General features: G+C 65.3%; 23 protein-coding genes. 18 read left to right on the forward strand and 5 right to left on the reverse strand.

The window, feature by feature from the left end; all coding sequences use genetic code 11:
* The first annotated feature begins 45 nt into the window (after window positions 1–45).
* From ABIB73_RS21670 to ABIB73_RS21720, 11 genes are all read left to right on the forward strand, one after another.
* Window positions 46–627 (forward strand): helix-turn-helix domain-containing protein, encoded by a 582-nt coding sequence (locus tag ABIB73_RS21670; protein WP_354227147.1) that lies wholly within the window; start codon window positions 46–48, stop codon window positions 625–627.
* Complete coding sequence (locus ABIB73_RS21675; protein ID WP_354227149.1) at window positions 627–1139, forward strand: GNAT family N-acetyltransferase; 513 nt, start codon at window positions 627–629, stop codon at window positions 1137–1139. The genes ABIB73_RS21670 and ABIB73_RS21675 overlap by 1 nt, the downstream gene beginning before the upstream one ends.
* A gap of 15 nt (window positions 1140–1154) precedes the next feature.
* Window positions 1155–1619 (forward strand): GNAT family N-acetyltransferase, encoded by a 465-nt coding sequence (locus ABIB73_RS21680; protein ID WP_354227379.1) that lies wholly within the window; start codon window positions 1155–1157, stop codon window positions 1617–1619.
* A gap of 99 nt (window positions 1620–1718) precedes the next feature.
* On the forward strand, window positions 1719–2777 hold the full coding sequence (locus ABIB73_RS21685; protein WP_354227151.1) for a LacI family DNA-binding transcriptional regulator: 1059 nt from the start codon (window positions 1719–1721) through the stop codon (window positions 2775–2777).
* A 107-nt stretch (window positions 2778–2884) separates the two neighbouring features.
* Complete coding sequence (xylB, locus tag ABIB73_RS21690) at window positions 2885–4339, forward strand: xylulokinase (protein WP_354227153.1); 1455 nt, start codon at window positions 2885–2887, stop codon at window positions 4337–4339.
* Window positions 4340–5662 carry a xylose isomerase gene (gene xylA, locus ABIB73_RS21695; protein ID WP_354227155.1) on the forward strand — a complete coding sequence of 441 codons (1323 nt, stop codon included), beginning with the start codon at window positions 4340–4342 and terminating at the stop codon, window positions 5660–5662.
* Window positions 5663–5674: 12 nt separating this feature from the next.
* Window positions 5675–6433: an ATP-binding cassette domain-containing protein gene (locus ABIB73_RS21700; RefSeq protein WP_354227157.1), complete on the forward strand. Its 759-nt coding sequence runs from the start codon at window positions 5675–5677 to the stop codon at window positions 6431–6433.
* Window positions 6433–7515: an ABC transporter permease gene (locus ABIB73_RS21705; RefSeq protein ID WP_354227158.1), complete on the forward strand. Its 1083-nt coding sequence runs from the start codon at window positions 6433–6435 to the stop codon at window positions 7513–7515. Before ABIB73_RS21700 ends, ABIB73_RS21705 begins: the two co-directional genes overlap by 1 nt.
* 93 nt (window positions 7516–7608) lie before the next feature.
* Window positions 7609–8541, forward strand: a complete 933-nt coding sequence (locus tag ABIB73_RS21710; protein ID WP_354227160.1) for a sugar-binding protein — start codon at window positions 7609–7611, stop codon at window positions 8539–8541.
* An 87-nt stretch (window positions 8542–8628) separates the two neighbouring features.
* The gene (locus ABIB73_RS21715) at window positions 8629–9606 is read left to right on the forward strand and encodes an aldo/keto reductase (protein ID WP_354227162.1); all 978 of its coding nucleotides are present in this window, start codon (window positions 8629–8631) and stop codon (window positions 9604–9606) included.
* A gap of 3 nt (window positions 9607–9609) precedes the next feature.
* Window positions 9610–10461 carry an amidohydrolase family protein gene (locus ABIB73_RS21720; RefSeq protein ID WP_354227164.1) on the forward strand — a complete coding sequence of 284 codons (852 nt, stop codon included), beginning with the start codon at window positions 9610–9612 and terminating at the stop codon, window positions 10459–10461.
* A gap of 193 nt (window positions 10462–10654) precedes the next feature.
* Here ABIB73_RS21720 and ABIB73_RS21725 read toward each other — a convergent pair whose 3' ends face one another.
* The 4 genes from ABIB73_RS21725 to ABIB73_RS21740 form a co-directional block, all read right to left on the reverse strand.
* Window positions 10655–11020: a nuclear transport factor 2 family protein gene (locus tag ABIB73_RS21725; protein WP_354227166.1), complete on the reverse strand. Its 366-nt coding sequence runs from the start codon at window positions 11018–11020 to the stop codon at window positions 10655–10657.
* 101 nt (window positions 11021–11121) lie between these two features.
* Window positions 11122–11472 carry a RidA family protein gene (locus ABIB73_RS21730; protein ID WP_354227168.1) on the reverse strand — a complete coding sequence of 117 codons (351 nt, stop codon included), beginning with the start codon at window positions 11470–11472 and terminating at the stop codon, window positions 11122–11124.
* Window positions 11473–11565: 93 nt separating this feature from the next.
* Complete coding sequence (locus ABIB73_RS21735) at window positions 11566–12483, reverse strand: CE1 family esterase (protein ID WP_354227170.1); 918 nt, start codon at window positions 12481–12483, stop codon at window positions 11566–11568.
* A gap of 3 nt (window positions 12484–12486) precedes the next feature.
* A complete protein-coding gene (locus ABIB73_RS21740; protein WP_354227172.1) occupies window positions 12487–14145 on the reverse strand; it encodes an FAD-binding dehydrogenase in 1659 nt (552 codons plus the stop codon).
* 242 nt (window positions 14146–14387) lie between these two features.
* On the opposite strand from ABIB73_RS21740, the gene ABIB73_RS21745 reads away from it, so the two are divergent.
* The 5 genes from ABIB73_RS21745 (at window position 14388) to ABIB73_RS21765 (ending at window position 18730) form a co-directional block, all read left to right on the forward strand.
* Window positions 14388–14909: a Clp protease/crotonase-like domain-containing protein gene (locus tag ABIB73_RS21745; RefSeq protein WP_354227174.1), complete on the forward strand. Its 522-nt coding sequence runs from the start codon at window positions 14388–14390 to the stop codon at window positions 14907–14909.
* 107 nt (window positions 14910–15016) lie between these two features.
* A complete protein-coding gene (locus ABIB73_RS21750; RefSeq protein ID WP_354227176.1) occupies window positions 15017–15211 on the forward strand; it encodes a hypothetical protein in 195 nt (64 codons plus the stop codon).
* Between the two features lie 24 nt (window positions 15212–15235).
* Window positions 15236–15826: an SCO family protein gene (locus tag ABIB73_RS21755; protein ID WP_354227177.1), complete on the forward strand. Its 591-nt coding sequence runs from the start codon at window positions 15236–15238 to the stop codon at window positions 15824–15826.
* A 125-nt stretch (window positions 15827–15951) separates the two neighbouring features.
* Window positions 15952–16887 (forward strand): ABC transporter substrate-binding protein, encoded by a 936-nt coding sequence (locus ABIB73_RS21760; RefSeq protein ID WP_354227381.1) that lies wholly within the window; start codon window positions 15952–15954, stop codon window positions 16885–16887.
* 199 nt (window positions 16888–17086) lie between these two features.
* A complete protein-coding gene (locus ABIB73_RS21765) occupies window positions 17087–18730 on the forward strand; it encodes a lysine--tRNA ligase (RefSeq protein ID WP_354227179.1) in 1644 nt (547 codons plus the stop codon).
* Between the two features lie 188 nt (window positions 18731–18918).
* Here ABIB73_RS21765 and ABIB73_RS21770 read toward each other — a convergent pair whose 3' ends face one another.
* On the reverse strand, window positions 18919–19572 hold the full coding sequence (locus ABIB73_RS21770) for a S24 family peptidase (RefSeq protein WP_354227181.1): 654 nt from the start codon (window positions 19570–19572) through the stop codon (window positions 18919–18921).
* A 304-nt stretch (window positions 19573–19876) separates the two neighbouring features.
* Between ABIB73_RS21770 and ABIB73_RS21775 the strand changes: the two genes are divergently transcribed.
* The gene (locus ABIB73_RS21775) at window positions 19877–20221 is read left to right on the forward strand and encodes a DUF952 domain-containing protein (RefSeq protein WP_354227183.1); all 345 of its coding nucleotides are present in this window, start codon (window positions 19877–19879) and stop codon (window positions 20219–20221) included.
* Window positions 20218–21315: a quinone-dependent dihydroorotate dehydrogenase gene (locus ABIB73_RS21780; protein ID WP_354227185.1), complete on the forward strand. Its 1098-nt coding sequence runs from the start codon at window positions 20218–20220 to the stop codon at window positions 21313–21315. Before ABIB73_RS21775 ends, ABIB73_RS21780 begins: the two co-directional genes overlap by 4 nt.
* Window positions 21316–21402: the final 87 nt, after the last annotated feature.

Here is a 21402-nt window from a genome sequence, read left to right on the forward strand (position 1 = left end):
CCCGGCGGGTGCGGTCTGTGGCCGGGCAATGTTCGGATGAGGACCATGGACCAGCAAAAACTCGACCGCGCGATCGGTCGGCGATTGAAGACGCTGAGGACGCAGGCCGGCATGACCTTGAATGAACTCGCAGCGCGCTCCGGCGTCAGCCGGGCCATGATCGGGCGGGTGGAGCGGGCGCAGAGCAGTGCCACGGCTGCGCTGCTCGGCAAGCTTTGCGCCGCGCTCGACGTGTCGCTGAGTGACGTGGTGGCGCTCGCCGAAAAGCCGCCGGAGCGGCTGGTGCGGCTTGCCGACCAGCCGCACTGGCGCGATCCCGAGAGCGGCTATCGCAGGCGCCACGCCTCGCCGACCGATGCGGCGAGCGGCATCGAGATCATCGTCGTCGACCTGCCGGCCGGCGCGCGGGTGCCCTACAGCCCCTGGGGTCGCAACGCCTTCACCCAGCAGCTTCTGATGCTGGAGGGGGCGGTCTGCGTACATATCGACGCCAAGACGGTGCGCTTGCGCGAGGGCGACTGTCTCGACTTCGACGTGATGCGCGCGGTGACCTTCGAGAACGAAACCAGGCAGGACGCGCGCTACGTCATCATCACGCGGCGCGGTACCTCTTACGGGAAAATGTGATGTCGCTGATCGTCCGGGACGCCACGCTGGAGGACGCCGTCGACATCCTCGCCATCTACAATTTCGCCGCGCTCAACACCACGGCGGTGTGGACCGACGGCCCGGTCGATCTGGACACGCGGCGCAACTGGATTTTCGCGCGACGGCAGGCGGGCTATCCGGTTCTGGTCGCGATGAAGGGCAAGGATGTGGTTGGCTTCGCCTCGTTTGGCGATTTTCGTCCGTGGCCCGGCTATCGCCACACCGTGGAAAACTCGGTCTATGTCGACGAGCGGCACCACAGGGCCGGCATCGGCCGCAGTCTGGTAGCCGCGCTGATCGAGCGCGCCACAGCGCTCGACAAGCACGCGATGATCGCCGGCATCGAAGCCGCCAACACCGCATCGATCGCACTGCACGCCTCGCTCGGCTTTGCCGAGGTCGGCCGCATGCCGGAAGTCGGCTGCAAGTTCGGCCGCTGGCTCGATCTCGTCCTGATGCAGAAGCGGCTTGCGAGCCACGTGAATCCTTGAAGTGAGGCCATGACGATGCATATCCGCACCGGCGACACTTTTGATCCGCGCGTCATCGCGCTGCTCGACCATCACGTCGCCACTGCGCGTGCGCAGACTGCGCGGGGCAGCGCCCATGCTCTCGATCTCGCTGGGCTTCGCGCGCCCGACGTCGCGTTCTGGACCGGCTGGGACGGCGAGACGCTGGTCGCCACCGGCGCGCTGAAGACGCTCTCGGCGGTGCATGGCGAGGTCAAGTCGATGCACACGCTGCAAACCACACGCCGGCGCGGTTTCGGCGGCCAGATGCTCAGCCACATCATTGCCGAGGGCCGCGCCCGCGGCCTGAAGCGGCTCAGCCTCGAGACCGGCTCCTGGGACTATTTCAAGCCGGCGCATGTGCTCTACCGCGCGCATGGCTTCGTCGATTGTGGCCCGTTCGAGGGATATGCCGAGGATCCCAACAGCCTGTTCCTGACGCTTGATCTGACCAGCGCCTAAGCCAGCACGCAGCCCCTCAGCGCGACCTCGGCTCGAAAATGACGTCACGCCCCTCAAAATGAGTTGCGTACCTCAGAGCGCCTCTGCTAGCCTTCAGCGATGGCCCAAGAGACCCTTTCCGACGCTCTCACCGCCACTGCGCTGACGTTGAAGGACATCGCCCGCCAGGCCGGCGTCAGCCTCGCGACGGTCGACCGCGTCCTGCATAATCGCCCGGGCGTGCGGCCGGACACGGTCCGTCGCGTGCAGGAGACGATCGCGCGCAACGCCTTCCAGCCGCATGTCGCCGCCGCCGAACTCGCCCGTGGTCGCGGCCGCCGCTTCGCCTTCGTGATGCCGTCGGGGCCGAACCCGTTCATGCAGCAGATTGAGGCGTATCTGGGCGAGATGTCGGCCTGGCTCTCGGCCCGCCGCCTCAACGTCGAGATGGTTGCAACCGACGTGTTCGATCCGTCCGTGCTCGCCGCCTCGCTCGAGGCGTTGTCGGGAGATTATGACGGCGTCGCCGTGGTGGCGCTTGATCATCCGGGCGTCCGTGCTGCGATCGACGATCTCGTCGACGCCGGCACGATGGTGGTGACGCTGGTCTCGGACGTGCCATCGTCGCGGCGCCACCATTATGTCGGCATCGACAACATCGCCGCCGGTCGCACCGCCGGTGCGCTGGTCGGGCGGCTGGTCGGCCAAAAGCCCGGCAAGGTCGCGATCGTCGCCGGCTCGCAGGGCTTGCGCGATCATGCCGAGCGCATTTTCGGCTTCAACCAGGTCATGGCTTCGGAGTTTCCGGAGCTCAATGTGCTGCCGGTGCTGGAAGGGCGCGACGAGGACGACTGCTCGGAGCAGCTTCTGGCGCGGCTGTTGGGCAGGCATGCTGACATTGTCGGCCTTTATAACGTCGGCGCGGGCACACAGGGCGTCGCCAAAGCGTTGAGCGATGCCGGCCGCGAGAAGCAAGTGGTGTTCGTCGCCCACGACGTCACCGTGTTGACGCGCCGGCTGCTGTTGCAGGGCGTGATGGATGCCGCGATCTCGCAGAATCCGGGACATGAGGCGCGCGCCGCCGTGCGAGTGCTGCTTGCGCTCGCCCGCGGTGAGCCGATCTTGCGCGAACAGGAGAAGATCAGAATCGATATCGTGATGCGGGACAATCTGCCGTAGGCCCAAGGACGGAACGATGGGCTGAATGGCACCAGTTTCAATACCGCCCGTTGCGGGACAAGCGACGCAAGCTCGCACACCGCGACAGGGCTCGAAGGGAGGACGGCGTGTATCTCGGACTGGACATCGGCACGTCCGGTGTGAAGGCGGTGCTCGTGAGTGAAGCCGGCGCGATCGTCGCGACGGCGGCCCGCGAGCTTGCGCTGTCGCATCCCGCGCCGTTGTGGTCCGAGCAGGATCCCGACGCCTGGATCGATGCGGCGATCGGGGCGGTCGACGATCTCGTAGCCCACCGTCCGCGCGAGGTCGCGCAGGTGCGCGGCATCGGGCTATCAGGCCAGATGCATGGCGCGACGCTGCTCGGCGCGGACGGCCGGCCGCTGCGGCCTGCGATCCTCTGGAATGATGGCCGCGCGCATGCCGAATGCGGTGAGCTGGAGTTGCGCTGTCCGTCGCTGCACGCCATTGCCGGCAATCTGGCTATGCCCGGCTTCACCGCACCAAAACTGCTCTGGGTCGCGCGGCATGAGCCAAAAATCTTCGAACGCGTGGCAAAGGTGCTGCTGCCGAAGGCCTATGTCCGCTACCGCCTCACCGGCGAGATGGTCGAGGACATGTCGGACGCCGCAGGCACGCTGTGGCTCGATGTCGGCCGACGCCGCTGGTCGGCGGAACTGCTGCACGCCACCGGGCTCGATCTCCACCACATGCCGCGCCTCGTCGAAGGCAGCGAGGCGAGTGCGGTGCTCACGCCAGAGCTGGCGCAGCGCTGGGGCATGACGACGAATGTCGTGGTCGCCGGCGGCGCCGGCGATTGCGCGGCGAGCGCGATCGGCCTCGGCGCGATCGCGCCCGGCGATGCGTTTTTGTCACTGGGAACCTCAGGTGTCGTTTTCCGCGTCACCGATCGTTTTGCGCCGGCGCCGGCCTCGGCCGTGCATGCCTTCTGCCACGCGCTGCCCGGGCTTTGGCACCAGATGGGCGTCATGCTGTCGGCGGCGGCCTCGCTCGCCTGGCTTTCCGGTGTGATGGAGACGCCGGCCGCGGCGCTGCTGGCGCCGCTCGGCGAGCGCGTCGATGCGCCGAGCCCCGTCAAATTCCTGCCCTATCTCGACGGCGAGCGCACGCCGCACAACGATGCCGCTGCGAGCGGCGCCTTTGTCGGCCTGCGTGGCGCGACCGGGCGCGGCGAGATCATCCAGGCCGTGCTCGAAGGCGTCGCCTTCGCCGCGCGCGACAATCTTGCGGCCCTGAGCGCGGCGAGCGGGCCGATCGCCGAGGTCGATCTCGTCGGCGGTGGTTCGCGTTCGCCGCTGTGGGCACAGATCTGTGCCGACGTGCTCGGCATTCCCGTGCACCGGGTCGAGGAAGGCGAGATGGGGGCCGCGCTCGGCGCCGCGCGGCTCGGCCGGCTCGCCGCTACCGGAGAAGACCCGGCGCAAGTCTGCACGCGCCCGCGACGACTCGCGAGTTTCCTGCCCCGCGCCTCCATCGTCTCCGCCTACGACGATGCCTATCGTCGATGGCGCGATCTTTATCCCGCGTTGAAGGAGTCCGTCTAAGTGAACGCGCCAGCCAAATTCTTCGATGCAAACGCACCCATAGCCTTCGCCGGCAAGGATGCAGGGAACGCGCTCGCGTTCCGTTGGTACGACAAGGATCGCCTCGTACATGGCCGCCGGCTCGAGGAACACTTACGCTTTGCGGTCTGCTACTGGCATTCGTTGTGCTGGCCAGGCGGCGATCCCTTCGGCGGCGAGACGTTCCTGCGCCCCTGGCATCACGGCATGGATCCGATGGCGCTGGCGCGGGCCAAGGCCGACATCGCGTTCGAGCTGTTCCGCCTGCTGGACGTGCCCTTCTTCACCTTCCACGACGTCGATGCGGCGCCGGAAGGCACTTCGCTCAGCGAATCCGTCGCCAATCTCAACGTGATCGCTGATCTCTTCGAAGCGAAGATGGCAACAAGCAAGGTCCGCCTGCTCTGGGGCACCGCGAACCTGTTCACGCACCGCCGCTACATGGCGGGCGCTGCGACCAATCCGGACCCCGAGATCTTCACCTATGCCGCGGGCCAGGTTCGCGCCGCGCTGGAGGTGACGCACCGGCTCGGCGGCCAGAACTATGTGCTGTGGGGCGGTCGCGAGGGCTATGAGACGCTGCTCAACACCGATCTCAAACGCGAGCTCGACCAGCTCGGCCGTTTCGTGTCGCTCGTCGTCGAGCACAAGCACAAGATCGGCTTCAACGGGCCGATCCTGATCGAGCCGAAGCCGAAGGAGCCGACCAAGCATCAATACGACTTCGACGTCGCCACCTGCTACGGCTTCCTCGCCCGCTACGACCTGCTGAAGGACGTCAAGCTCAACATCGAGCAGAACCACGCCATCCTCGCCGGCCACTCCTTCCATCACGAGGTCGCGCTTGCCGAGGCGCTCGGCATCTTCGGCTCGCTCGACATCAACCGCGGCGACGGTCTGCTCGGCTGGGATACCGACCAGTTCGCGATGAACGTGCCGGAGCTGGCACTGGTGTTCCACGAGCTCCTGAACCGCGGCGGCTTCACCTCGGGCGGGCTCAATTTCGACGCCAAGATCCGGCGCCAGTCGATAGATCCCGATGATTTGATCCATGCCCATGTCGGCTCGATGGATGCCTGCGCGCGTGCCTTCCTCGCTGCCGCCGACATGCTCGATGCCGGCGTTCTCAACGCACCGCTTGCCAAGCGCTATGAGGGATGGGCCGGCGCCGAGGGCAGGGCCATTCTCGGCGGCCAGCGTTCGCTCGCCGAGCTCGCCGACCGTGCGCTGAGCCCCGGCTTCGACCCGCAGCCGCGCTCGGGTCGGCAGGAATATCTGGAATCACTCGTCAACCGCTACGTCTGAGCGAGGCTGCTGATGGCAAGTGCTGGCGCAACACCCGTCCTCGAACTCACCGGCATCGGCAAGGATTTTGGCGCGATTCGCGCGCTGCATGGTGTCGACATGAAGGTGTTGCCCGGCGAAGTGGTCGGCCTGATGGGCGACAATGGCGCGGGCAAGTCGACGCTGGTCAAGATCATCGCCGGAAATTTCCGGCCCACACATGGCGAGATCCGCTTTACCGGCGACGCGGTTCATTTCAATCGGCCCATCGATGCCCGCGCAGTCGGGATCGAGGTCGTCTACCAGGACCTCGCACTGGCCGACAATCTGACCGCTGCCGCCAACGTGTTTCTCGGCCGCGAGCTGAAGCGCAGATTCGGCCCACTTGCATTGCTCGACCACAAGGCGATGGCGGCGCGCGCGCTCGAATTGTTCGGCGAACTGCGCTCGGAGACGAGGCCCGATGATCTCGTCAAGCAGATGTCGGGCGGCCAGCGCCAGGCGGTCGCGATCGCGCGGACGCGGCTCTCCAATGCACGGCTGGTGATGATGGACGAGCCGACGGCTGCGATCTCGGTCCGCCAGGTCGAGCAGGTGCTGAGTTTGATTCACCGGCTCAAGGAGCAGGGCGTCGCCGTGATGCTGATCTCGCACCGCATGCCCGATGTGTTCGCGGTGTGCGACCGCGTGATCGTCATGCGCCGTGGCGAGAAGCGGGCCGACAAGCCGATCCACGAGACGTCCCCCGAGGAAGTCACCGCCCTCATCACCGGCGCGAAGGAGGCGGCGTGATGGCCATGCCCCTGGAATCCCCGATCACCTTCACCAATATAGGCAAGGCCAAATGGTGGCAGCGTGGCATCTTCGCCTCCCAGACCGGCTACGTCCTGCTCGCTCTCGCGGTGCTGCTGGTGGTCATGCATTTCGCCAGTCCGTATTTCTTCACCGAAGGCAACATGCAGAATGTGGCGAAGAATTTCTCCTTCATCGCCATTGCCACGCTCGGCGTTACCTTCGTCATCATCACCGGCGGCATCGATCTCTCGGTCGGCTCGATGATGTGCTTCTCGGCCATGATCACCTCGATGGTGATGACCGAGCTGTCGACGCCCGGCGGCCTCGGCGCCTCGCTGTTCGTGCATATGGCGGCCGACGGCAAGACCGTGCTGGCTAACGTGCCGGGCCTGATCCTGCTGGTCTCGGTCGTCGCGGGCCTCGGCGTCGCGCTGCTCGGTGGCCTCGTCAACGGCTTCTGCATCGCCGTGCTGGGCCTGTCGCCGTTCGTGACCACGCTTGGCATGCTCTCGATCGTGCGTGGGCTCGGCTATGTCGTCTCCAACGGCCGCGGCAGCTTCCCGGGCGGGCCGGACGCCGATTATTTTTACGCACTCACCTCGGGTGACGTGCTCGGCGTGCCCGTGCCCTTCATCTATCTGGTGATCCTTGCGCTGGCGATGGCCGTGGTCCTGCACCACACCTCCTTCGGCCGCCACGTCTTCGCGCTCGGCGGCAACGAGAAGGCGGCGGAGCTGACCGGCATCCCGGTCGTGCGGGTCAAGATCGAGGTCTATGTCACCTGCGCACTCGCCGCAGGGCTCCAGGGCATCATCATCTCCGGCTGGCTCGGCTCGGCGCCGGCCAACATGGCGACGTCCTACGAGCTCAACGTGATCGCGGCGGCCGTGATCGGCGGCGCCAACCTGGCCGGCGGAGTCGGCGGTCCGCTCGGCGCCATCGTCGGCTGCGTGCTGCTCGAGGTGATCCGAAACGGTCTCGTGCTCGCGCAGGTCAGCTCCTACTGGCAGCAGACGCTGGTGGGCGTGATCATCATCTTGGCCGTGCTGGTCGACCGCATCCGCTCGCGGATGACCTGAAGTGACGTCGTCGGGAAGGCAACGAAAATGTCGCCTGTCCGCTTCCCGGACGATCTCGAGAGGATGGGCGCAAGACAAGGGTGGAGGAGAGCAATGAAGAGACTTCTTCTTGCCGGCATGGCCGTCGCGATGATGGCGGCCCCGGCATTCGCAGCGAACTATCGTTTCGTCATCGTGCCGAAGGCGATGAACAATCCGTTCTTCGACTTTGCGCGCGACGGCTGCCAGAAACGCGCCAAGGAGCTCGGCAACATCGAGTGCATCTACAAGGGACCGGTCGAGCATGAGCCGGCGACGCAGGCGCAGATCATCCAGGACTTCGTCACCCAGAAGGTCGATGGCCTCGCGATCTCGGTCGCCGACGTCGCGGCCATGACCAAGTCGATCGAGGCGGCGACCGCAGCCGGCATTCCCGTCATCACCTTCGACGCCGACGCGCCGGGTTCCAAGCGCATTGCCTATATCGGCACCAACAACAAGGAATTCGGCGTCGCGCTCGGCAAGCAATTGCTAAAACTCCGGCCCGACGGCGGAAAGTACGCCATGGTCTCGGGCGGTCCCGGTGCCAAGAACCTCGCTGAGCGCGTCGACGGTGTCCGCGAGGCGCTGAAGGGGTCGAAATGGACCGAGGTCGCGGGCTCTCCGACGTTCTGCAATGACGATCCCGCGCTTGCGGTCCAGCAAATGACCGACGTGCGTACTGCGACGCCCGACCTTGCCGCGATCGTCCCCGTCGGCGGCTGGCCGATGTTCGCGCCCGAGGGCTTCAAGGCCTTTGCCTCCAGATCCAAGAAGGACATCGACAGCGGCAAGTTCACGCTTGTTGTCGCAGATACGCTCAAGATGCAGCTCGAGTTGCTGCGTGACGGCTATGCCAATGCGCTGGTTGGCCAGCGCCCGTTCGAGATGGGCGAGAAGGCAATGGACACGCTGCTCGCCATCAAGAAGGGCGAGAAGGTGCCGGAGATCGTCTATACCGGTCTCGATCTCGTGACGAAGGATAACGTCGCCCAGATGTTGAAATAGGAGTGTCGCCAGCCCCACACTCCTGCGTTCTCTCTCGCTTGCGTAATCCGCAAGCGGGAGAGACACCGGCTCTTGGAAGGAATGGGAATGAAACGATCGCGGCTCGGTTCTCTCGACGTGACGTCAATCGGCCTTGGTTCGGCCCCGCTTGGCGGTTTGTTCACTCCGGTCAGTGATGCCGACGCTGAAGCGACGATCGAGCGCGCCTGGTCGCTCGGTGTACGCTTCTACGACACCGCGCCGCTCTATGGCTTCGGCCTGGCAGAACGGCGGCTGGGCAGCTTCCTGCGGCAGAAGCCGCGCGACTCCTACGTCATCTCAACAAAAGTCGGTCGCCTTCTGCGCGCGCCTGACGGCACTGCCGCCGAGGACGACCATTACAAGGGCGCACCGCGCGAGCGGCCGGTGTTCGATTTCAGCCATGACGGCGTGATGCGCTCGGTCGAGGAGAGCCTGATCCGCCTCGGGCTCGACCGCGTCGATGTCTTGCTCGTGCATGATCCGGACGATCATTATGACGATGCCGTCGCCGGCGCCTTCCGCGCGCTCCAGCGCCTGCGCGCGGACGGCACCATCAAGGCGATCGGCGCCGGCATGAACCAGTCGGAGATGCTGGTCCGCTTCGCGGAAGCCGTGCCGGTCGACTGCTTCCTGCTCGCCGGCCGCTACACGCTGCTCGATCAGGGCGCGCTGGATGCGCTGTTTCCGGTTTGCCGCGACAGAGGCATCGGCATCCTGCTCGGCGGCATCTACAACAGCGGCATCTTGGCCAATCCGCATGTCGGCGCGAAGTTCAACTATCAGGATGCCGATCCGGTGCTGATTGCGCGGGCGCGCGAGCTCGACGAGCTCTGCCGCAAGCATGGCACGGAGCTGAGGGCCGCTGCCTTCCAGTTCTGCATGGCGCATCCCGTGGTAACGGTTGCCGTGATGGGGGCGCGTAACGCCGCCGAAGTCGCCGACAACATCGCGATGTCGGAGATGGCGGTGCCGCCGGCGTTCTGGCAGGAACTGCGTGCGCGAAAACTTATCGAAGCGCGCGCGCCGCTGCCCGGTGGAGCGTGAGCCATGATCATCGACGGTCACCAGCATTTCTGGGACCCCGCGCGCGCCCATTATCCCTGGATGGACGCGCCGGAGCTCGCGCCGATCCGCCGCGCCTTCGGTCCCGCCGACCTCGCGCCGCTTCTGAAAGCGAACGGCATCGAGGCGAGCATCGTGGTGCAATGCCGCTCCGCGCTGGAGGAGACCGAGGAGTTCTTGCGCATCGCGAATGTCACGCCCTCGGTTATCGGCGTGGTCGGCTGGGTTGATCTGACTGATGGCTCGCTTGGCGGGACACTCGATCGTCTGCGTGCCTCGCCGGGCGGTCAGAAGCTCGTTGGCATCCGGCACCAGGTGCACGACGAGCTCGATCCGGATTGGCTGTTGCGTAGTGACGTTCAGCGCGGCCTCACGGCAGTGTTCGCGCGCGATCTCACTTACGACTTCCTGGTCCGCACCCGCGAGCTGCCCGCCGCGATCGCGATCGCCAGAGACTTTCCACACGCGCGCTTCGTGCTCGACCACGCCGCCAAGCCGCCGATCGCAGACGGCTGGAGCGCAGAATGGGCCGATCGCATCGCCGCGCTCGCGGTCTGTGGCAATGTCTGGTGCAAGATCTCGGGTCTCGCGACTGAAGCGAAATGGAACGATTGGAATGCGGAGCGGCTGTTTCCGTTCGTCGAGCATGCCGCGAATTGCTTCGGCGAGGATCGCCTGATCTTCGGCTCCGACTGGCCGGTGTGCCTGCTTGCGGGCAGCTACGGAGAGATCAAGAGCGCGCTGGAGGCGTGTCTGGCGAGGCTAGGCCCACAGGTGCGCGAGAAGGCGTTTGGGATGAATGCGAAGCGAGCGTATCGGTTGGCGGTTGCAAGCTAGCGCGAGGCGCGGACTCTTTTTCTTACCCTCCCCTGAAGGGGGAGGGTCGATCGCGCGAAGCGCGAGCGGGGTGGGGTGATCTCTCCACGCGGGCAGCGTTCGGTGCGGAGAGACTGTCACCCCACCCCGGCTCACATTTCGCTGCGCTCCATGTGAGCCGACCCTCCCCCTCCAGGGGAGGGTAGGAGCGCCTTTACGCCCCCGCTGGCACCTGGTCCAGAAATCCCGTGATGCTCTTGATGCGGCCGTCCTTCAGCACGGCGAAATCGGTGCCCTTGATCGGACTGTCGACGCCATCGGGGCCAAGCCCCCACGAAAAGCGGACATTGTCGCCGTAGCCGTTGGGCTCGCCGATCAGCTTGAACTTGAACTCCGGAAAACGCTGCTGCACGCCGACGATCAGCGCGTCGACGCCGTCATGGCCGTCGCCCTTCATCACGGGATCGACATAGCTCGCATCGGCGGTCCAGTTCTCGCTGAGCAGTTCGCGCCGCCGGTTCTGCGCGCGCTCGTTCCAGAGATCGATGTAGCGGCGGGCGATGGTGACGGGATCGGTCATGGTATTCTCCTTCGATGGCACCGTGTTCGGCTGTCCCTGACTATCGAAGGTTCACGCGCGCCGATCGATTACCTCTGAGGTCATCAGCGCGCGTGAAATTTTCACTTCGCCGCGGTCACCATGATTTCCACGGTGTACTGCGCCGCCGCCAGCTTGGCTTCGACAGTGGCGCGCGCCGGGGTGTTGCCGGGCGACACCCAAGCGTCCCACACAGCATTCATTTCGGGAAACGTCTTCATGTCGGTGATGTAGATCGTGGCCGAGAGCAGCTTCGACTTGTCGGTGCCGGCCTTGGCGAGATGGCCGTCGATGGTCGCCAGGATGTCCTGGGTCTGCTTGGTCACGCTTTCGCGGGCGGCATTATTGGCGACGACACCGGCGAGATAGACGGTGTTGCCGTGCACGACGACCTGGCTCATGCGCGGGCCGGTTTCAAAACGCTGAATGCTCATTGGGATCTCCTGTGAATGGCGGCCCTGTCTAGCGCAGCAGCTTGCTCTGTGCCACCCCGGGCACGCATGCGTTGGTCATGATGCATGCGTCCGTTACGGAAACTTGCTGAAGAAAGCCCAGATCGTCTCGGCGCCGTCGATGTCGCCGTTTTGCGGCCCGAGCAGGCCCGTTGCGACCCTTGGGAAGCGGGCATCCGGAGAAAATCCGGGCATGCGATGGCCGCCTCCGTTGACGCGATAGAGCACGACATCGTGCCCCGTCGGGCAGCGCGACGAAATCCGCGTGACGGTGGACTGGTCGGCAGGCGACTTGTCGGGCAGGTCTGTCACGCTTGCGTCATCCGCCTCGCAGCCATTGAGTTGGCGCCAGAATGCCACGGTCTTCTCGGTGGACCAGAACCCATCTGCGGCAAAATAGCTCGACCCGCGTCCACCCTCATAAGGGATCAGCGGATCGGCGGTGCCGTTCATGATCAGCATCGGCAGGGGGCGCGACGGATGGCAGGTTGCGGCGGATTCGTCGGTAAGATTCATGATCACGCTTGCACCGGCCACAAACAGATCGGCGCGTGCGCAGACCAACGTCATCACCATGGCGCCGCCGTTGGAGACGCCGGTGACATAGACGTGCTTTCCATCGGCGGTGCCGTCAGCCACCAGCTTCTCGACGAGCTTTGCAATGAACGCGACGTCATCGGTGCCTGGAGGCGGACCGCGCAGCTCAGGTCCCGCTTTTGTCCTCGCATCGGCCCATGCATGGTTGAGCCCATCGGGAAAAACCGCGGCAAAGCCCTGGCGCTTGGCGACTTTTGGCCATGCGGTCCGCGTGATCATGTCGGCGCCGCGCTGGGTCTTGCCATGCAGTACGACCACGAGCGGTGCCGGCTTTTTCGCCGGCAGTTGCGCGGTGTAGGATCGCATCACGCCGTTGACGCCGATCGTGTCCGCCGACGCTGATGGCGCGGCGGCGAGCGCTGTAAGGAACGCCGCGATGCGCATCGGCCGCCGCATGATCTAGCCCACAGCCTTCGCCGCGGCACGGCCCGCATTGCGGCCCGAGAACAGGCAGCCGCCGAGGAACGTGCCCTCCAGCGAGCGGTAGCCGTGCACGCCGCCGCCGCCGAAGCCTGCGGCCTCGCCGACCGCGTAGAGCCCGGGGATGATCTGGCCTTCCTCGCCGAACACGCGCGAATCGAGATCGGTCTCGAAGCCGCCGAGCGTCTTGCGGGTGAGGATGTTGAGCTTGACCGCGATCAGCGGTCCTTGCGCGGGATCGAGGATGCGGTGCGGAGACGCCGTGCGGATCAGCTTGTCGCCGATATAGCGCCGCGCATTGTGGATGTTCATCACCTGCGCATCCTTGACGTAGGGGTTGGCGATCTCGCGGTCGCGCGCCTCGATCTGCATCTTCACATGCTCGAGCTTGAGCAGGTCGTTGCCGGCGAGCTTGTTCATCTCCGCCACGAGATCCTCGAACTTGTCGCGCACGATGAAGTCGACACCATGGCGCTTGAACGCTTCCACCGGCGCCGGCGCGCCCTTGTTGGTGGCGCGGCGCAAGGTCATGCGCCAGCTTTTGCCGGTCAGATCGGGATTTTGCTCAGAACCCGACAGCGCAAATTCCTTCTTGATGATGCTCTGCGTCAGGATGAACCAGGAATAATCGTAGCCGGTCGACATGATGTATTGCAGCTGGCCGAGCGTGTCGGAGCCGGGGAAGAGCGGTGCCGGCAGCCGCGTGCCGGTGGCGTCGAACCACATCGAGGACGGGCCTGGCAGGATGCGGATGCCGTGGCGAGGCCAGATTGGTGACCAGTTCTGGATGCCCTCGACATAATGCCACATGCGGTCGCGGTTGATCAGCCGCGCGCCGGCCTTCTCCGTGATGCCGATCATGCGGCCGTCGACATGTTCGGGCACGCCGGAGATCATGAATTTTGGCGGCTCGCCGAGCCGCTTCGGCCAGTTCTGCCGCACCAGATCATGATTGCCGCCGATGCCGCCGGAGGCGACGATCACGGCCTGCGCCTTCAGCGCAAATTCGCCGACCACATCGCGCGACGAGCTCTTGCCGCGCTCGATCGTGTCGGGGGCGAGCACGACGCCGCTGACGCCATCCACGGTGCCGTTGGTGATGGAGAGCGCATCGACACGATGGCGGAACTTGAAGGTCAACCGTCCGCTCTTAGCCGCGTCGCGCGCGCGGCGCTCGAACGGCTCGACGATGCCCGGGCCGGTGCCCCAGGTGACGTGAAAGCGCGGCACCGAATTGCCGTGGCCCATCGCGTCATAGCCGCCGCGCTCGGCCCAGCCGACCACGGGGAAAATGCGATGACCCATCGCGCGCAGCCAGTCGCGCTTTTCGCCTGCGGCGAACGCCACATAGGCCTCGGCCCATTGGCGCGGCCAGAAATCCTCATCGCGGTCGAACCCGGCGGTGCCGAGCCAGTCCTGCATCGCGAGCTCGAAGGAGTCCTTGATGCCGAGCCGGCGCTGCTCCGGCGAATTGACCAGGAACAATCCGCCGAACGACCAGAACGCCTGGCCGCCCAGTGACTGCTCGCCCTCCTGGTCGACGACGATCACGCGCTTGCCGCTGTCTGCAATTTCGGTCGCCGCCACCAGTCCCGATAGCCCCCCGCCGACGACGATAACGTCCGCCTGCTCGCTCATGAGTTCCCCCCTGTAGTTGCCCGGATTGAAGCCAGCGGTTGTATCTGAGATCAAGGGCTGTCGCGTAAGACATCGTTAACTTGTTCCAGTTTGGGACCGGGACGGCCCCAGTGCAGCGCCGACGCAACACTGGATTTGAATTTGTTTTGAGCGAGCCTGCATGCCTAGACAAAACCGCAGTCTCGACCGACGCTAGCAGTGCATCACCACCTGACACACAGATTCGACTGGGGCGGGGGCCAATGAAGTTTCTGACGGGGTTGCTTGCGGCGGTTCTCCTGATCGCTGGCATGGGGGCTTCTCACGCGGTGGTCCGGATCGCGGATGACCGCGGCGGCCGGATCGGAACCTACGTCGACAGGTACCAGGATCTGCGGCAATCAGGCGATACCGTCATCATAGACGGCCTCTGCGCTTCCGCCTGCACCATCGTCCTCGGTGCCATTCCCCGCGACCGGATCTGCGTGACCTCGAACGCGACTCTCGGCTTCCATGCCGCCTGGGATTTCGGCACCAACGGCCGCGCCGTGACCAATTCCGAAGCGACCCAGATGCTGTATGCGATGTATCCCTCGCAGGTGAAGCGCTGGATCGCGCATCGCGGCGGCCTCACCCCGCACATGCTGTTCCTCAGGGGCAGGCAGCTCCAGGCCATGTACAAGCCCTGCTACCTCGACGCGCAAGCCTTGGCCAACAGGCCTTTGCGCCGATCTTCTCCGCCAGCGGAAGATTTGGAGTCCGCCCGGGGGCAGCTGCTGCACTGAAGCCATCAGCGCGACGTGATCCCTGGCCCGCCTGCGGCGCTTGCCCCTCGGCGGGTCAACGCCTATTTGGGAGGCAGGGAACGGGCGCTTTCGGCCCGATCGTTGTGATGGCTCAACCTCTACACTCCGCGCATCCAGTATCGGACAATTCGCCCACTGCCGGCCGGACGCCGTCCGTGGTGCTGTTGGCCGGCGCAGGCGTCGGCGGGCTGGTTGTGCTCGGCGCGCTCGCCCTCTGGTTCCACTACGGCAGCCAGGTGTTCTTCGAAATGATCAGGACCGGCTTTGCCGCCTGCTTCTGACCCGCGACAGGAAGTTTTCCGCTCATGAGCTCAACCGCGCGCCCGCTGGTGATCGCGACCGCCTTCGCCTCAAGCCTCGTCGTCGGTCTGCTCGTGCTGTTCTGGGCGATGGGCGGGGTGAGCAAGGTGGCGCAGCCGGCCTCGATCGGTGGCCCGTTCCAGCTCACCGACCAGAACGGCAAGGCTGTTACTGACAAGAGCCTGAAGGGCAAGCCGACCCTGATCTTCTTTGGCTACACCCATTGCCCCGACGTCTGCCCGACCTCGCTGTTCGAGATGTCCGAAGTGCTGCGTGCGATGGGCAAGGATGCCGACAGGGTCAACGCCATCTTCATCTCGGTCGACCCCGAGCGTGATACGCCCGCGACGATGAAGGATTATCTCTCGAGCTTCGATCCGCATCTCGAAGGCCTCAGCGGCGATTCCGCCGAGACCGCCAAGGTCATCACGTCCTACCGGGTCTACGCCAAGAAGGTCCCGACGAAGGACGGCGACTACACGATGGACCACACCGCGCTGATCTATCTGATGGACCGCGACGCCCGCTTCGTCTCGCCGTTCAACCTGAAGCGCAGCCCCGAAGAGGCCGCGACCGAGCTGAAGCGGTATCTCTAGGGACACCTCTCCCGCAAGCGGGAGAAGGGGCTCACCGTCTCCGTGGCAGCAGTCGTCGCTCGCGTTCCCGGCGGGATGGTCTATAAGGTCCTCCGATCCCAATGAAATTCGTTCATTTCCCGCCGATGGCCGCATCGCGACAGGTAAAATCGCCCAAATCCGCCCGTGGCCTCCTGACAGGGCTGGTCCTCGGCGCTTGCCTGCTCGTGGGCCTGACCGGCGCGAAGGCGCAGGCCCCGGCCAAGCAGCCTCCGGCGGCGCCCCAGGCCACGCCGCGGGTAGCGCCCCAGGCCGCCCCCCAGGCCGTGCCCGGCTTCTGGGATCCGCGGCGGCGCCCGGAGCGGCCGGATTTGTCGCGCCTGACCGTGGTCCGCTTCCTGACTGAGACCGACTATCCGCCGTTCAACTACACCGGTGCCGATGGCAATCCGGCCGGCTTCAACGTGGATCTTGCCCGCGCGCTCTGCGAAGAGATCAAGGTGACCTGCACGGTGCAGATGCGCCGCTTCGAGACGCTGGTCGACGCGCTCACCTCGAACCGGGGCGATGCCATCATCGCCTCGATGGCGGTGAGCCCGCAGCTCCGCGCGCGTGTCGATTTCACCGATCCCTATTACCGCGTGCCGGCGCGCTTCGCCTCGCGCAAGGATGCGGTGATGCCGGAGATCCGCCCCGAATATCTCGAAGGCAAGAAGGTCGGTGTGATCGCGGGCTCGGCGCATGAAGCCTACCTCAAGGCGATGTTCACCGACGCCGAGCTGCACGGCTATCCCAATGACGACGCCATGCGTGCCGCCTTGCGCAAGGGCGAAGTCGATTTCATCTTCGGTGACGCCATCTCGCTGGCGTTCTGGATCAACGGCACCGATTCCGGCGATTGCTGCGCCTTCTCCGGCGGTCCCTTCGTCGAGAGCCGCTTCTTCGGCGAGGGCATCGGCATCGCCGTGCGCAAGGGCAACGACGTGCTGCGCCAGGCCCTGAACTGGGCGCTGTTCCGCGTTTGGGAAAAAGGCCGCTACACCGATCTGTGGCTGCGGTATTTTTCGGTCAGCCCGTTTTAGTTCTTTCGCTGCGGCGACAATTCCTCATCCTGAGGAGCTTGCGAAGCAAGCGTCTCGAAGGATGAAGGCCCCGCCGGTGGCCTCGCCCTTCGAGACGCGCGCGAAGGGGCGCGATCCTCAGGGTGAGGGTCTCACAGCACCTCGCAAAATTGCATTCTACCCGGAAATCGCTATTTTCCGCGGCCCGGAGGCCCCCTTGATGTCCGTTACCGATCCCAACATGAACCCGAGCGATCTGCGTGCGCTCGCCGAACAATCCAACGCCTGGCCGTTCGAGCAGGCGAAGGCCATTGTCGCGCGGCTGAAGAAAAGCCCGAAGGACGAGGTGCTGTTCGAGACCGGCTACGGCCCATCCGGCCTGCCGCATATCGGCACGTTCGGCGAGGTCGCGCGCACCTCGATGGTGCGCCACGCCTTCCGCGTGCTCACCGAGGACAAGATCAAGACGCGGCTGCTCGCCTTTTCGGACGACATGGACGGGTTTCGGAAAGTGCCGGACAACGTGCCGAACAAGGATCTGCTGGCACAATATCTCGGCCGCCCGCTCACCGCGGTGCCCGACCCGTTCTCGAACGAATATCCCTCGTTCGGCGCCGCCAACAACGCGCGCCTGCGCGCCTTCCTCGATCATTTCGGCTTCGACTACGAGTTCGCGAGCTCGACTGACTATTACAAGTCAGGCCGCTTCGACGCGACGCTTCTGAAAATGCTGGCGGCCTACGACCAGGTCATGGCGATCATCCTGCCGACGCTCGGGCCGGACCGTCGCGCCACCTATTCTCCGTTCCTGCCCATCAGCAAGACCACCGGCGTCGTGCTCCAGGTGCCGATGATCCGCCGCGACGTCGCGGCGGGCACCGTGACCTATGTCGATCCCGACACGAACCAGGAAGTCGAGACGCCCGTCACCGGCGGCAACGTCAAGTGCCAGTGGAAGGCCGACTGGGCAATGCGCTGGGTCGCGCTCGGCGTCGATTACGAGATGGCCGGCAAGGATTTGATCGACTCCGTGAAGCTGTCCGGCGCGATCGCCAGGGCGCTCGGCGCCACGCCGCCCGAAGGTTTCAACTACGAGCTGTTCCTCGACGAGAAGGGCCAGAAGATCTCGAAGTCGAAGGGCAACGGCCTGACCATCGACGAATGGCTGCGCTACGCCTCGCCGGAATCGCTGTCGCTGTTCATGTATCGCGAGCCGAAGGCGGCCAAGCGGCTGTATTTCGACGTCATCCCGCGCAATGTCGACGACTATCAGCATTTCAGCGACGGTTTTGCCAAGCAGGATGGCAAGCAGCAGCTCGGCAATCCCGTCTGGCACATCCACAGCGGCAACCCGCCGAAGGGCGATATGCCCGTCACCTTCCAGCTGCTGCTGACGCTGGTGTCGTCGTCGAATGCGGAGAATGCCGAGACGCTGTGGGGCTTCATCGGCCGCTATCGTCCCGGCGTGTCGCCGCAGACGCATCCGAAGCTCGACGCGATGGTCGGCTATGCCATCAACTATTACCGCGACTTCGTGGCGCCGACGAAGCAGTTCCGCGTGCCGACCGGCACCGAGCGCGCCGCGCTCCAGGATCTGCGCGATGCGCTGTCGCAGCTTCCGCAGGAGTCGTCCGCCGAAGAGATCCAGAACGTCGTTTACGAGATCGGGCGCCGCGAGCCGTTCCTCGATCAGGTCAAGAAGGGCAAGGACGGCCGGCCCGGCGTGACGCTCGACTGGTTCAACATGCTGTATCAGGTGCTGCTCGGCCAGGAGAAGGGACCGCGCTTCGGCTCCTTCGTCGCGGTGTACGGCATCCAGAACGCGGTCAACATGATCGACGGCGCGCTGGCGCGGAGTGCGTGAGGGGACCGCCCTTCGTTGTAGGCGCAACCCCCAACGTCGTCCTGGCGAAAGCCAGGACCCATAGCCACCGTCGGATGTGGTTACGGGGACCGGGAGTTACCTGCTTCGCGCGACAACATCTCCCTGGGGTAATGGGTCCTGGCTTTCGCCAGGACGACACTGAGTGTCTGGTGCGTGTTGCGCCCCCCTCACTGACTCGCCCAAACGATCCGCGCAATCCACGCCACCTCGCTCACCGCTATCGCCCGCTCGACCTGCGTCGCACCGAGCGGCTGCAATTCCAGTGCCTTCGTGGTGCGGCGCATCAGCGTGGCGATCGTTACCTCGCCCGCCCTCGTCTTCACCACCACGCGGTCACCCTTGCGAACCGGCGTGCCCGGCGAGACCAGGATGACGTCGCGGTCGCGATAGGCCGGTTGAAGCGCATCACCGGAAATCTCAAGCGCGAAGGTGTGCCGATTCTCGGCGGTCGGAAGCGCGATTTCGGTCCAGCCCTTGCCGGATGGAAAGCCGGACTCGTCGAATGCGCCGCTTGCGCCGGCCAGCGCGAAGCCGAGCAACGGCACCGAGCGGCCGTCGCCCGCGCCGTCGCCGATCAGCTTCACGAAGGCCTCCATCGAAGATTCGGCCGCCGCGAGCGCCTTCGCGATCGATTCGGTCGAAGGCCAGCGTTCGCGGCCGTCGGAGGTGACGCGCTTGGACTTGTTGAAGGTGGTGGGGTCGAGCCCGGCGCGCTTGGCAAGGCCGGACGGCGACAGCCCGGCGTGCGCGGCCAGTCGATCCAGCGCGCCCCAGATCTGGTCGTGGGTCAGCATCCTCTGCGCTTTGGCCTGCCTGACCATGGAAGGTCCAGCCCGTCGCAACTCAGGAAAACTATCCTCAAATCAACCGGTTTTCCGTTTTCCGCGCAAGAGGCGACGGGGAAGCGTTTTCAAGCGAGGTGGATACCGGTTCGCGTAAAGAAAACGCGTCAAAACAAGAATTTAGAGCCCCGTTCCGATTTCATCGGAACGGAATAGGCTCTAAGGCTTGAGTTCGGAGGGGGCCGCCTCTACGGTCGCGCCCGGGTTTTGAGACCCGCAAGAGACGAAAAACCCCAAGAGACTCAATGAGCTGACTCAACGGGCAAACAGGGCTCCGTAACCGGTGGTCAAGATCTACAAAATCTGTCCGGCCTCGGCCTGGCGCGAGGCGGAACGGCAGGGCGTTTACCGTGGCAGCGCGGACGATTCGCGCGACGGTTTCATCCATTTTTCCACCGCCTCCCAGGTTCCCGAGACGCTGCGGAAGCATTTCTTCGGACAGCGTGCGCTGTTCCTGGTCGAGGTCGACGGCGATGCGCTCGGCAGCGAACTGCGCTGGGAGCGTTCGCGCAATGAGGAGCTGTTTCCGCATCTCTATGGCGAGCTCGATCTCGGTGCGGTGATTTCGGTGACGAACCTCAACATGCGCTCCGACGGTGGCCATGACACCCCGGAGCTTGCCCCGTGATCCGCGCCTTCGATGCCCTTTCGCTGCCGGTGCTGCGCTGGCTCGATCCGGAGGATGCGCATCGCCTTGCGATCCAGGGCCTGCGCTTCCTGCCGCCGGTCAAGCCGCGGCCAGAAGATCCCAAGCTTGCGGTGCGCGCCTTCGGGCTCAACTTTCCCAATCCGATCGGCATGGCCGCGGGCTTCGACAAGAGCGCCGAGGTGCCGGATGCACTGCTGCGGCTCGGCTTCGGCTTCGTCGAGATCGGCTCGGTGACGCCGAAGCCGCAAGGAGGTAATCCGCGGCCGCGGCTGTTTCGCCTCGAGCGTGACGAGGCCGTCATCAACCGCATGGGTTTCAACAATGACGGCGCCGAAGTCGCACTTCGGAGGCTCGCCGCCCGCGCGCAGCATGGCGGTATCGTCGGCGTCAATGTCGGCGCCAACAAGGACTCGCCCGACCGCGTCGGCGACTACGTCAAACTGATCGAGACCTTTGCGCCAGTCGCGAGCTATTTCACCGTCAACGTCTCCTCGCCGAATACGCCCGGCTTGCGCAATCTGCAGGAAGGCGCGCTGCTCGACGATCTGCTTGGACGCGTGATCGACGCGCGCGAGCGGGTGCGGCAGAAGGCCGGCGACACACCGGTGTTGCTGAAGATCGCACCGGATCTGAGCCTCGCCCAGCTCGACGACGTCGTGCAGGTCGCCCGCTCGCGCCGGGTCGACGGCATGATCGTGTCGAACACGACGATCGCGCGGCCGAGCACGCTGCGGGAAGAGATGCGCGCGAAAGAACAAGGTGGCCTGTCCGGCCGGCCGCTGTTCCGCTTGTCGACGCGCATGGTCGCGGAGACCTATGTCCGCGTCGAGGGCGCGTTCCCGCTGATCGGCGTCGGTGGTGTGGATTCGGGTGGTGCCGCGCTGACAAAGATCCGCGCCGGCGCGAGCCTGATCCAGCTTTATTCGTCGCTGGTCTACAAGGGCCTTGGCCTCGTCGACGAGATCAAGCGCGACCTCACCTCGACGCTGCTGCGCACCGGCCGGGATTCGCTCTCCGAGATCGTCGGCGCCGATGCAGCCACGCTGACGGCGGAAGACTGGCCGGGCATGTGAGGCGGTCTCGTGCCCCGGATGCAGCGCAGCGCGCCGCACTTCGCGGCGTGGTGCGCTGCTGATCCGGGGCCTACAGTCGCTGGGTCC

It is taken from the genome of Bradyrhizobium sp. F1.4.3 (genome assembly GCF_040548375.1).
GTDB lineage: Bacteria > Pseudomonadota > Alphaproteobacteria > Rhizobiales > Xanthobacteraceae > Bradyrhizobium.